Source organism: Levilactobacillus tujiorum (genome assembly GCF_012641185.1).
In the GTDB taxonomy this organism is placed as follows: Bacteria; Bacillota; Bacilli; order Lactobacillales; family Lactobacillaceae; genus Levilactobacillus; species Levilactobacillus tujiorum.
The window spans coordinates 36,555-49,043 of sequence record NZ_JAAXLK010000014.1; the positions used below are offsets into that span (position 1 = coordinate 36,555).

10 protein-coding genes are annotated in these 12,489 nt (G+C 50.7%); 8 read left to right on the forward strand and 2 right to left on the reverse strand.

Annotation, left to right across the window (positions count from 1 at the left end; all coding sequences use genetic code 11):
* Positions 1 to 77 precede the first annotated feature (77 nt).
* The 3 genes from HF569_RS07970 (at position 78) to HF569_RS07980 (ending at position 4,961) form a co-directional block, all read left to right on the forward strand.
* Positions 78 to 1,415: a collagen binding domain-containing protein gene (locus HF569_RS07970; protein ID WP_168902013.1), complete on the forward strand. Its 1,338-nt coding sequence runs from the start codon at positions 78 to 80 to the stop codon at positions 1,413 to 1,415.
* Positions 1,416 to 1,541: 126 nt separating this feature from the next.
* Positions 1,542 to 3,335, forward strand: coding sequence for a heavy metal translocating P-type ATPase (locus HF569_RS07975; RefSeq protein WP_168902014.1), 1,794 nt, complete (start codon positions 1,542 to 1,544; stop codon positions 3,333 to 3,335).
* Positions 3,336 to 3,425: 90 nt separating this feature from the next.
* The gene (locus tag HF569_RS07980; protein ID WP_168902015.1) at positions 3,426 to 4,961 is read left to right on the forward strand and encodes a multicopper oxidase family protein; all 1,536 of its coding nucleotides are present in this window, start codon (positions 3,426 to 3,428) and stop codon (positions 4,959 to 4,961) included.
* A gap of 645 nt (positions 4,962 to 5,606) precedes the next feature.
* Here HF569_RS07980 and HF569_RS07985 read toward each other — a convergent pair.
* Positions 5,607 to 5,945, reverse strand: coding sequence for an ArsR/SmtB family transcription factor (locus tag HF569_RS07985; RefSeq protein WP_168902016.1), 339 nt, complete (start codon positions 5,943 to 5,945; stop codon positions 5,607 to 5,609).
* 69 nt (positions 5,946 to 6,014) lie between these two features.
* On the opposite strand from HF569_RS07985, the gene HF569_RS07990 reads away from it, so the two are divergent.
* A complete protein-coding gene (locus HF569_RS07990) occupies positions 6,015 to 6,620 on the forward strand; it encodes a cadmium resistance transporter (protein WP_168902017.1) in 606 nt (201 codons plus the stop codon).
* A 518-nt stretch (positions 6,621 to 7,138) separates the two neighbouring features.
* On the opposite strand, the gene HF569_RS07995 is transcribed toward HF569_RS07990, so the two are convergent.
* On the reverse strand, positions 7,139 to 8,179 hold the full coding sequence (locus tag HF569_RS07995) for a YeiH family protein (protein WP_168902018.1): 1,041 nt from the start codon (positions 8,177 to 8,179) through the stop codon (positions 7,139 to 7,141).
* A 114-nt stretch (positions 8,180 to 8,293) separates the two neighbouring features.
* On the opposite strand from HF569_RS07995, the gene HF569_RS08000 reads away from it, so the two are divergent.
* The 4 genes from HF569_RS08000 to HF569_RS08015 all read left to right on the forward strand — a co-directional run bounded on the left by HF569_RS08000 (position 8,294) and on the right by HF569_RS08015 (position 12,482).
* Positions 8,294 to 9,172, forward strand: coding sequence for a LysR family transcriptional regulator (locus tag HF569_RS08000; RefSeq protein WP_168849704.1), 879 nt, complete (start codon positions 8,294 to 8,296; stop codon positions 9,170 to 9,172).
* Positions 9,173 to 9,270: 98 nt separating this feature from the next.
* Positions 9,271 to 10,476 (forward strand): MFS transporter, encoded by a 1,206-nt coding sequence (locus HF569_RS08005; protein WP_168902019.1) that lies wholly within the window; start codon positions 9,271 to 9,273, stop codon positions 10,474 to 10,476.
* A 130-nt stretch (positions 10,477 to 10,606) separates the two neighbouring features.
* Entirely contained in the window at positions 10,607 to 10,792 is a 186-nt protein-coding gene (locus HF569_RS08010; RefSeq protein WP_168902020.1) for a hypothetical protein, read from the forward strand.
* An 829-nt stretch (positions 10,793 to 11,621) separates the two neighbouring features.
* Positions 11,622 to 12,482, forward strand: a complete 861-nt coding sequence (locus HF569_RS08015) for an AraC family transcriptional regulator (protein WP_168902021.1) — start codon at positions 11,622 to 11,624, stop codon at positions 12,480 to 12,482.
* Positions 12,483 to 12,489: the final 7 nt, after the last annotated feature.

Genomic DNA, 12,489 nt, shown 5'->3' on the forward strand with positions numbered 1-12,489 from the left:
CTGTCGGGCTACTGTTGCCAAACGGTTGCACAAGCGCGTATACTTTGGATATGTAAAAGTTTCGGGAGGGGATATTTTTGAAGTTAAACAGTAAGGCTTGGCGACTGCTAATTGGATTCTTTAGTTTAGTATTTCTATTAGTAGTTAGCCAAACAGGGACACCAGCCAAAGCTGCGACTAATCACAATGGCGCAGACTTTACCACCTCAGCTAGCGTGACGAATGGACCGGATTTCAAGCATGCCGATACGATTGATATTGAATACAATCTGAATTTCGGTAGTACACCAATCCATAATGGTGATACGATCACACTGGATTTTCCGGAGAATCTGAAGGGCAAGACGCCGGGGGACACGTTCAAGGTTTATGACCAAGATGGCACGGTGATTGGGGAAGCGGTCGTATCCGATAAGGGGGTCGTCATTACCATGAACGATGCCTTGGAAGGCAAGACGAATGACAAGTTGACCTTGAACCTGATGACGAAGTACCGCTACGAAGATACGGGTGAAAAAGATGTCGTCTTCCCACTAGAAAATGGCGGCAATAGCACCTCACAGATCAACATCGTAGCTAACGAAGCCAACCTTTCTAAGAAGGGGACGCTCCAGGACGATGGCACCATTAAGTGGACCATTCTCGTGGATCGGCGCGAAATTGAAATGAAGAATTTGGACATTAAAGATACGATTGGCGCGAACCAAGAAATGATTCACGGCATGACCGTTAGCAACGGTCACTGGGAAAATACCACCACGTTCCAGCGTGAAAAGCCTGCCATGACCGAGGGCCAGGACTACAACGTTACATATAATAACGATGGCTTCGACTTATCCTTTAACGATACTGTCAATAATTTAGTCATCATTGACTACTATACCAAGGTCACCGATCCTTCGTTAATTGACTCTGGTTATAAATTTAGAAACAATGCACTGATGACCTGGGGTGGTGGTACTTCAGGCACCAAGAATTCCGAAGAGGCTAACGGTAAGGTGTCATCCTCTAAGGGAAACAGTGGTTCTGGGAGTGGCGACACGAATGAAACCGAGGAACCTGGGATTGATACGGATGAAGATACGGGGACTGGCACCACTGACACGGATGGCGGTACCGAAACGGATGAAGAAGAGGCTGCCCGCGAAGAGGAAGAGGCTAAGGAAGAGGCCGCTAAGGAAACAGCCAAAAAGCCCGCGACCAAGCCCGCTAAAGCTAAGTCGGTAGCTAATAAAAGCAAGGCGGCTAAACATACCGTTGCCCCAGTAACGGCTACGGAGAATCCGGGAAGCACGACTAAGACGAACACCAAGTTGCCCCAGACTAATGATCAGAGAAACCTGACTGGGATTATTGGCGGGACGCTGGTTCTAGCCACGTTAGGACTCGGCGCAGTGATTCGCCGGCATTTTTAAAGACTAAATAGCAACACCAAGAGGACTGGCTGAGGCGAGTCCTTTTTCATTGGAATGATATGTGTCAAAAGTCACAAGCTTTGATATACTCAAGGTAACGATTACGTTTCTGAGGAGGAGATTGACATGCAGCAATTACGGCAGTATCGACAATTTTGGTTTGTCATCATTTTAGGAGCGATCGCGCTCTGGCTGCAGTTTGTTAATCAACAAGCTAAGTGGGCTCAGATCCTAATCACGGGGTTAGGGCTACTCCTAGCGATCATCATGTTTGTTGAAATGGTGCGGACGCTGCGCTCTGGTAAATTTGGTGTGGATTTACTGGCAATCACGGCGGTCCTAGCCACTCTAGCGGTCGGCGAGTACTGGGCGGCGTTGATTGTCCTCTTAATGTTGACTGGGGGCGATGCGCTGGAAGACTTTGCGGCCAGTCGTGCGAACAGTGAACTGCAGGAGTTATTGAACCATTCGCCCCAAACGGCCCACAAGGTTGAGGGGGAGGCTGTCACGGATATTGCGGTTAGTCTCGTAACGGTAGGCGATCAGTTGTTGGTTAAGCCGGGAGAAGTGATGCCGGTTGATGGGACCTTGATGACGGGCCCCACCACGGTAAACGAAGCCTCCTTGACCGGTGAGGCGCGCCCCATTGAGAAGCAAGTGGGTCAGACGGTGATGTCCGGTAGCGTTAACGGCGAAGCCTCCGTTTACCTGCAGGCGGATCAGACGGCTGAGAACAGTCAGTACCAAAATATTGTGCGCTTGGTCAAGCAAGCGGAAGCACAGCCGGCCAAATTCGTCCGGATGGCGGACCGGTATGCGGTACCGTTTACGCTGCTGGCCTACGTCATCGCCGGGTTAGCCTGGTACTTCTCCGGCGATCCCGTGCGACTGGCGGAAGTCCTAGTGGTCGCGTCACCGTGCCCGTTGATCTTGGCTGCCCCCATTGCCCTCATCTCGGGGATGAGTCGGGCCAGTCGTAACGGGATTATCGTCAAGACAGGAACCACGTTAGAAAAGTTAGCCCAGGTCAAAACGTTTGCGTTTGATAAGACGGGGACCATTACACAAGGTCGGCTGGTCGTTGACCAAGTCGTCCCCGTGACGGCCTTGCCTGCTGAAAAAATATTGCAGTTAGCGGCTAGTACAGAGCAACATTCTGGGCATGTCCTCGCCCAATCACTGGTAGCGGCAAACACAGAACCGTTGTTACCAGCAACCGAGGTCAATGAAACGACAGCCCAAGGGGTAACGGCCACAGTGGATGGTCAAGAAATCCGGGTAGGTAAGAGTAGCTTCGTGACCTCTGAACCGATAGAAAAGTCTGATCAAACGGCCGTTTACGTATCAATCGCGGGGATTTATCAGGGGTACGTGAGCTTCAATGACCGGGTCCGGCCAGAAGCTCAGGCAACGATGACGCAGCTGCGCGCAGCCGGGGCGACGCATTTGCTGATGATCTCCGGGGATCGGCGGCCCATTGCAGAAACGATTGCACGTGAGGTGGGGATTGACCAAGTGCATGCCGAGTGTTTGCCAGCGGATAAAATTGACGTGCTGGATCAGCTGCCGGCCGTCCAACGTCCGGTAGCGATGGTGGGCGATGGGATTAACGATGCCCCCTCGCTGGCGACGGCGGACGTGGGAATCGCCATGGGAGCCCACGGCGCTACGGCAGCCAGTGAGTCCGCCGATGCGGTCGTTTTAAAGGATGATTTGACCCGGGTCAGCACGGCCCGTCAGATCGCTCACGATACCATGCGCGTGGCCAAGCAAGCGGTGTTGATCGGGATCTTCATTTGTACGGGGCTGATGGTGATTGCCAGCTTCGGGGTTATCCCCGCCATCATTGGGGCCGTCTTCCAAGAAGTCGTGGATACGGTCACCATTCTCTACGCCTTGCGGGCCCGGACGGATCGTTAAAAATAATGAGTTGCTTTCCCCTCGGAGACTGAATGCGGTATCATAGAAATGTACAGTGTTGCCAAATTTAATCGAAGAGGAGCCTGTAAGATGACAAAATCAATCAACACCGATTATTTCTTTGATGAACCGGCCTTTAACACGCATGACGGTGGCTACGTGCCGCTGGAGGAGCCCCAAACGCCCCAACAACCGCTACGGATACCGCCATTGTTGAAGCCGGATAAGGAAACGGCTACCGATACGTACTATACGGTGGAAGCACAAGCGGGGGAAACCCAGCTGTTACCTGGTAAGAAGACCAAGACGTGGGGCTATAACGGGAGTTTGCTCGGTCAAACGATTGTTTTTCCTAAGGGGAAGACCATGCATATTGACTTGAAGAACAGTTTACCCGAGCTGACGACGTTCCATTGGCACGGATTAAACGTGCCGGGGCCTTACACAGATGGGGGCTGCCACGCACCAGTCTATCCTGGGCAGACCCGGCACATTGACTTTAAGGTTGATCAACCGGCCGCAACGTTGTGGCTACACGCGCACCCATGTCCATCAACGGCGGAACAGGTGTGGCGCGGTCTAGCCGGCCTGGCGTTAGTGACCGACGAGCAAGAAGCCAAATTACCATTTCCACGGAATTACGGTGTTGATGATATTCCACTAGTCTTACAGGACCGGCGTTTCCACGAAGATAATCAGTGGGATTACAACGCGGATTATGATCCAGATGGCGTTCAAGGACCAACCCCGATGATCAATGGGACGATTAACCCTTACTTTGATGTCACGACGCAACGCATTCGGCTAAGAATCTTGGACGGTGCGAACCGCCGGGAATGGCGGCTACACTTTAGTGATGATCTGCCATTCACACAAGTGGCCTCCGATGGTGGCGTGATGCCAGAACCCGTTGAGTTTACGCATTTAATGCTGACCTGTGCCGAACGCGCTGAAGTTATTGTCGATTTCGGAAAAGTGACGCCCGGGCACACGGTGACGTTGTATTCTGACGATGTCCCGTTGGTTCGTTTCCGAGTTCACGATTTCGCTACGGATACGACCACATTACCTGAACATCTCGTCGATATTCCTGATCCAGAAGTGACGCCGGATACGCCGATTCGCAAGGTCGTCATGTCCGGGATGGACGAAGAGGTCATGATCGACGGTAAGAAATTTGAAATGCAGCGAATTGATGCCAAACAAAAAGTCGGCAACGTTGAGTTATGGGACGTGACGAATACGAATGATATGGATGGCGGCATGGTTCACCCGTTCCACATGCATGGGACGCAATTCCTAGTGGTTTCCCGCAACGGTAAGGCGCCTTATCCAAACGAACATGGTTTTAAGGATACGGTCGGTGTCAATCCGGGGGAAACGGTCCGGTTGAAGGTCTGGTTCGAGCATACCGGGGTTTACATGTACCACTGCCATATCATTGAACACGAAGACGGGGGCATGATGGCGCAGATTGAAGCCTATGACCCAGATCATCCACAAACTTACAAATTAATGGATATGGATACATTGATGAACGCGGTCGCTAAGGAGCGGGGAATTGCTGTTAAGGATCTCCACTTAGCGGGAATGAGTTCGTATGAGAAGATGGGGATGAAGATGTAAAGAGTGCGTAGCAAGCCGCTTAGACTCTGAGCATTAACGGAAATAAGTGCCCGCTCGGTGGAACCGAGCCGGTGCTTATTTTTGTTAAGCGCAGGAGTCTGGCTTGCGGAGCACGTTTCGGAAGCCGCAAGTGCCGCCAACATCAAGGCAACGACCAATCCCATCACGAAAACTAAGTAGTTGATAATAAGCACGGCGCCGGACAGGAGTCTTTTAGCTTTCTAAGCACAGGAACCTGCTTTGCGGAGCACGTTTCGGAAGCTGCAAGTACCGCCAACATCAGCGGAAACAGTGCCCGCTCGGTGGAACCGAGCCGGTGCTTATTTTTGTTAAGCGCAGGAGTCTGGCTTGCGGAGCACGTTTCAGAAGCCGCAGGTACCGCCAACATCGAGGCAACGACCGATCCCATCACGAAAACCTAGTAGTTGCTAATAAGCATGGCGCCGGGCAGGAGTCTCTTAGCTTTCTAAGCGCAGGAACCTGCTTTGCGGAGCACGTTTCAAAAGCCGCAAGTGCCGACAACATCGAGGCAACAACCGATCCAATCACAAAAACAAAGCGGGCTGGGAAAAATTCCCAGCCCGATTTGTACACGCCAAATAAACCTAGCCGAAACGTTGACTAACCACTTTCATCCGCGCATGGCTAATGACCATGGGTTTTACCGCGGAGCACGTGATCTACGTGCGCTAGGGTCTCGTTTACGATGTCCAAAATATGGGGATCATCGAGACGATAGAAGTTTTGCTTACCAACGCGACGCACGGCCACCAATTGTTCTTTTTTGAGCATCGCCAATTGGTGGGAGATGACGGATTGCTCGACTGCTAGTAGCCCGCTCAGTTCACTGACGTTGAGCTCTTTTTGTTCCAACAGGTAGAGCAACTGTAACCGGGTGGGGTTACTCAGCAGCTTAAAGATCAACTGAGCCGCCTGGGCCATCTTGGGCGCGATTAAGGTGACTTTTTCTGAAGAATTAGACATAAAAGGCTTGCTCCTTTCATATGTAGATGATAACATATGTTGTGGATAACATGTGTGGGAGGAGATATCATGGTTAAAACAATTCTAACGGGGGTCACCGCGTATATTTCAACGGGACTCGACTACCTCATTATTCTAATGGTAATCTTTGGTCGCGTAAAGCATCGAGATCGGTGGCTCGTGTTGGCGGGGGACTTTGCGGGAACCGCGGTGCTGGTGGGCAGCTCACTGGCCATTGCGTTCTTCCTAGGCTTCGTACCCGCGGAGTGGTTGTTGGGGCTTTTGGGGATTATTCCCATTTATATGGGGGTTAAGCTGTGGATTCAGGGCGATGACGATGATACGGACGCGGTTGCCGAGAAAGTCGCTAATCCCAAGGGGCTAATCGGTAGTGTTGCGTTGATCACGATGGCTACGTGTGGAGCAGACAACGTGGGCATTTACGTCCCAATTTTCACGACCGTTGACCCAGCAAAAATTCCATTGATTTTACTGACGTTTGCGGTGATGGTCGTCATTTTCTGGGAAATTGGGTACCGCTTGGCTTGCTTGCCCAAGGTGGCGGATGTTCTGGAAAAGCAGGGACGTTACCTGACAATCGCGGTCTACATCCTGATTGGATTGTATATCATGTGGGATAGCGGCACATTTCAGCACCTGTTCCAAATGCTTTAGAAATAAAACGTCCCACCAAATGTTGACCGAGTGGCCGGACATTTGGTGGGACGTTTTTTTATTTTAGAACTAAAGGTTACAACTTAAAAAATTCTGTAAGGGCCGTGGCAGCACGCTTGAATGATTGGGAAATAGACAACATAAATGATTTCTGCCGCCTTGCCGTTCGCCAAGTCTGAGCTCACTCACGGCTACGTGGTGGTTGTCAGCTACTATTGTCTAAATGCTGACGTGCCAAGTGTTTAAACCAATTTGTTAGTCAAAGACTAGCTTAACCGGAGGAGGGCAGAGATGGAGCCAGCTGTGTCGACGGTGTTAGCCGATTCTCGGCTTACAGCGTGGGACGTGCTGGGAGACCAGTGAACTGCCGGGCTTCCAACCGAGCCGGAGGACCGCTTCTCAGGCCGCAGGCGGTCCCCACAACAGGCGGAATCTCTGCCAGCCGCAGGTGATGGGTCTAGTCTACAGTCCTTGTTGATCAAGCGTTGACAAAGATTATAGTTCTTTCAACCTTTAGTTTAGAAGAACAACTTGCTGGCAACTGCGACACAGCTCATCAAGATGACGGATGAAATCGTCGCGGCGAGAAAGACGTTGCCACCGCGCTGGAAGATCACGCGGAAGTTAACGCTCATCCCTAGCGCAGCCATTGCCATTCCTAAGAAGATGTAAGCTAATTTGACCAGTCCGGCCAAGGCGACATCGCCTAGTGGCATGAAGGTACCGATAATGCTGGTTAGGATAAAGCCAGCCATGAACCAAGGGATCGGTAGCTTAGCTGGACCCTCGTTAGCTGCGGTAGGGTTAGCCTTGCGGGATTGGTGCTGGTACCACCAGCCGATAATTAAGGCAGCCGGCGCGAGTAATAGTACTCGGGAAAGCTTGGTAATGATGGCAGTGTCTAGGCTGATCGGGCCACCAGCGCTCCCGGCAGCAACGGCGTGGGCAATTTCATGGAGTGAGCCCCCGGTGAGCACGCCGAATTGAACGGCGGTTAAATGGAGCAGGGGTTTCAGCCCAATTTCAACCAAGGTAAAGACGGTTCCTAGAATGGCAACGATGGCCACGGCGAGGACTTCGTTTTCCCGCTGACGTTCAGCCTTGTCCGCGGTAACCTTAATCTGCGGGGAAACACCCATGACAGCGGCGGCACCACAGATGCTGGTCCCCGTTGCGGTCAGAATGGCGAGTTCCTTCTCAACGCCAAGTTTACGGCTAAGATTGTAGGTCAGCAGCACCATGCCGGTGACCACGAAGATGGCCAGGGTAATCGTCTTAACGCCGGCTTGGGCGAGTTGGACCAAGTTAAGCTTGAAGCCTAACAGAATAATGCCGAGACGCAGAAATTTATTGCTGATAAACCCGATGCCGGCACGGTTAGCGTTGATGACTTGGGGTTGAACTTGGCACGCCATCCCTAATAGTAGGGCAATGACCAGAGCTCCCACCAGGTTTAAGTAAGGGAGCTGAGCCAGTAAACTGCCGGCGACCGCGCAGATTAAAGTGAGTAGTGATGCCAGCCAGAAGCCCCGGCTCACCACAGTTGTCCGAATATCCAAATGAATCTCCTCCTCAAAAAATGTCTACGCCTAGTTTACCGGAAGTCGATTATAAGATAAAATTGGAATGAATAATAACGATATAACTAGAACTTATGAAGAGGGGATGGCAGGGTGCTGGATCACCGGTATCAAACGTTTTTGGTCCTTGCGACGACCAAATCATATACCCAGACCGCCCAACAGCTTTATATCAGTCAACCCGCAGTTTCTCAGCAGATTAAGAGCCTGGAAGCCGAGTTAGACCTAGAGTTGGTGCACTATGAGCGACCTAAATTGACCATTACGCCAGCGGGGCAAGAGTTAGCGGCGTTTATTCAACGGGTTCAGGTTCAAGCGGATAAAATGGTGACGACGCTGCAGCATCCGCAGAAGACTCGGCAGGTGACGTTCAGCACGACCTTGTCGTTGAGTGAGTTTCTGGCGCCACAGTTGATTACGCTTTTACAACAGCACGAGTACCACGATATCAATTGTCAGGTAACCAATACGCAAGCAGCGTTACGGGCCATTGAAGCGGGGACCAGTGACTTTGCGTTAATTGAAGGTAACTTTGACAAGCAACAGTATGGGTATGAAATTGTTCGCCAGGAACCGTTCGTGGGTGTGGTGGCGGCCGATCATCCACTGGCTCAGCAGGCGGCGGTGAGTTGGGCGGACTTGACGGCGTACCCCCTGATTATTCGTGAGGGTGGGTCCGGCAGTCGGGAAATTTTAGAAAATCTAGCGCGAGCCGCGAACGTCACGTTTGCTGAATTTCCACAATTAATAACGGTGAATAATCTGTCAGCCATTCGGGAGATTCTCCGCCGCGGTGGTGGCGTTAGCTTTGTGTACCGATCGGTGGTGGCAGACGCCTTGCAGGCTGGTGAGTTGAAGGTGTTGCCACTGCAAGCCGGTCAGCTCCGCCACGACTTGGATCTCGTCTATTCACGGGACAGTTATTTTGCCACGGCCTATCAGGAATGGGCCCAGGCGTTGCGAAAATTATAATTTTTATGAGAAAATGAGCTGATGATTAGACAAATCCCCCTAAATATTGATATATTAGTGCTATTGTTCTAAAAAATATCGAGAAGGGGTGAGCCATCGTGACGAAGAAAACGAAACGGGCCATTTTTATCTTAGTGTTTAGTGAATTTTTAGTGTGTTTAGGAATTAGTTTAGTGATTCCAGTCATGCCGTTTTTGAAAAACCAATTACATCTAACGGCGACGGATATGGGAATCATGAGCGCCTTGTTTGCCTTCGCCCAATTTGTGGCGTCACCTCTTATCGGTCGAATGTCCGATAAGATTGGGCGTAAACCGGTGTTAACGGCAGGGCTGTTCTTGTTCATGGCCTCCGAAGTGCTGTTTGCTTTGACCAATCAGTTGATGGTCTTCAACATTTCACGGGTAATTGGTGGTCTGTCAGCAGCAATGGTGGTGCCGACGGCGATGGCATTAGCGGCAGATATTACCACGAAACGCCAACGGGCACGGGTCATTGGTTGGTTGTCGGCCGCCTTCAGTGGGGGACTTATTTTGGGCCCCGGGATTGGCGGAATTCTGGCAGGAATTAGCTATAAGACGCCGTTCTGGGCGGCTGGTGCGTTGGGGTTGCTGAGTGCGGTGGTGCTGATTGTGCTACTGCCTAGTGATAGCGAGACCAGTAAGATTCGGGACAGCGAGGCTTCCTCGGACACGGCGGCTCAGCCATCAGCTCATCCGATGACCCGGGAATTTTGGACGGTGCCCATTATCATTTTATTTACGATGATTCTGGTGTCTTCATTTGGCCTACAAGGGTTTGAAAGTATCTACAGTATCTACGTCAACGAGGTCTTCCACTTTAGTTTAGGCAACATCGCGTTAGTTTTGACGTTGAATGGGGTCATTTCGTTATTCCTCCAGGTGGCCATGTTTGATACGTTGGTTAGCAAGTGGGGCGAACGGCGGGTTATCCGGGTCTGTTTCTTCTTGGCGGCGGCCTGCGTAGTCTGGATTACGCAAGCGCACGGTAAGATTGCCGTGATGATTGCCACGTTGATTATCTTCTCTGCGTTTGACCTGTTGCGGCCAGCCATTACGACGTTGTTGACCAAGGCGAGTGAGTCCAATCAAGGTCTCATTAATGGGCTGAACATGTCACTGACCAGTGTCGGTAACGTTGTCGGTCCCATCATGTCAGGGATGCTATTGGATATGAATCCGCATTATCCATACTTAGTGGTTTCGGTCTTCTTGATCGTGTCATACCTGATGGCCTTTCTACTGAAACGGCCTGATCAATTGCCATCGGCTGCGGAAAAATAATAAAATCTATGATGAATTGGGCGACTGCGAGAAGGCTTTCTGGCAGTCGTCTTTTGTTTTGGTAAGTTTTTAGGCGTAACCGTTAAATATTGGGAGTGAGGAGTGGATTTAGTTTGGGGAGTCCGGTATTTTGGGAGCTGTTAGTTTGGTTGGCGGTGGGATGGGGTGTACGAAGCAGGTTCTTCGGTTAGGAAGTTCAGAGATTTCTGATCGGCGTGTGCTTAGTAGTTACCTAGATGGACTGGTCGTTGGCTTGGTGTTGGCGGTACTTGCGGCCTCCGAAACGTGTTACGCGAAGCAGGTTTCTTCCGCTTAGAAAAATAAAGGCCTCCTGTTCGGCGTGTGCTTGATGACTACCTAGATGGACTGGTCGTTGGCTTCATATTGGCGGTACTTGCGGCTTCCGAAACGTGTTGCGCGAAGCAGGTTTCTGTGCTTAGAAAGCTAAAAGACTCCTGTCCGGCGTGTGCTTAGCAACTACCCAGATAGACTGGTCGTTGCCTTCATATTGATGGTACTTGCGGCCTCCGAAACGTGTTGCGCGAAGCAGGTTTCTGCGCTTAGAAAGCTAAGAGACTCCTGTCCGGCATAGCCGAACAGAAGCCTCTTAGCTCCCTAATGCTCAAAACCTAATCGCTTCGCTCCACACTCTACCAAAAAACAGCCAGACCTCGTCTAGCTGCTCCCCCCTAAAGCCTCTAATGGCCATAGCTCCCTTTGATTCTTCACAGATTTGTTCAGTCATCTCTTCCCCAAAGGAGATGACGCGTTGACAGGTCGATCACTCCCCCAAGCGATCGAGCAATCAACGGATTATCAGGTTGATCAGCACTGGCACTCCCCAGTAGCGGCGCTAATCAATTGCGAATAGACATACTTTCAGCGAGAAAACAGTGGCCATGATGGGTAACTGACACGCGCTATGATGATGCCCCCCATCGGATGTTACAAGTACATTGTACTGGGGATTCAATAATTTCATAATCCCATAATTTGATGATTGCGTTACTTATTTTAACCACCTTGGTTGTTTACGTGGTATGCTATTGATACGAACAATTTTCCAGAATTGGTCTACTTGGGGATGTCAGGTTTGAATGTGCTTATTTACCAGAAGGTAACTTTATAGAAATGGGGGAACAAATATGCCACGGCCGTATCATGAACGTTTAAATTTTACGATGCAATTGCCGTTGCGAGTTATTAGTCATGGAACGGGTGGACCTAAATTGGTATTGCCACACTGGCATCAAGCTGTCGAGCTGGCTTATCCGTATTGTGGTCACCCAGGAACCGTCCATATTGGGAGCTCAGCTTTTGACATGGCAGCGGGGCATGTCTACGTGATTAACTCTGAAGTGGTCCATAGTTACGAGACCATGTTGGATGAAGATAATCAAATTGTGACGCTACTCTTGCCGTCAGCTTGGCTACGTAACGTCGTTGATAATGAACAACTGCCAATCTGGGGGCCAGTCGATCTGGATCTGCATGATGAGGCCTACCGCGGAATTGGCCAAGCTGTTGGGGTTCTGGTGGACAACGCCATCCATGAGCGCACCGATCAGGCGGACTATTTGGCTAGTTTAGGTGCGGAATACCAATTAGTGGGTCAGATGTTAAAACAATTAAAAGTTAATGGTCAGGTCGATAATGATCAGCTGCCATTGCCAGAACCTTTACGCGAAGCAGTTAGCGATATTCAGAAAAATTACGGGCAACCCGTCGCCATCGCTGACTTGGCGGCTAAGTTGAACTATTCCAGCGTTTACTTCTCCCGATACTTCAAGGAGTATATGGGGATTTCTCCCAAGGCTTACTTGGGACAAATTCGCCTGGAACGGGCCACAGAATTGTTGATGACTTCGGATGATTCAATTCAAACCATCGCGACCAAGACGGGGTTCCGGACGGAAAAGAACTTCTTCGTGACGTTTAAGCAGCATTTCTTGATGACGCCTAAGTCGTATCGCGAACGGTACGCTGCGCAGCGAACGTGGTCTTAGCGTAATC

Excerpts from the sequence above, each read along its gene's own strand:
- HF569_RS08015 (WP_168902021.1), top strand. The coding sequence starts at position 11,622 with ATGCCACGGCCGTATCATGAACGTTTAAATTTTACGATGCAATTGCCG.
- HF569_RS07990 (WP_168902017.1), top strand. The coding sequence starts at position 6,015 with ATGGTTAAAACAATTCTAACGGGGGTCACCGCGTATATTTCAACGGGA.
- HF569_RS07975 (WP_168902014.1), top strand. The coding sequence starts at position 1,542 with ATGCAGCAATTACGGCAGTATCGACAATTTTGGTTTGTCATCATTTTA.
- HF569_RS07985 (WP_168902016.1), bottom strand. The coding sequence starts at position 5,945 with ATGTCTAATTCTTCAGAAAAAGTCACCTTAATCGCGCCCAAGATGGCC.
- HF569_RS07980 (WP_168902015.1), top strand. The coding sequence starts at position 3,426 with ATGACAAAATCAATCAACACCGATTATTTCTTTGATGAACCGGCCTTT.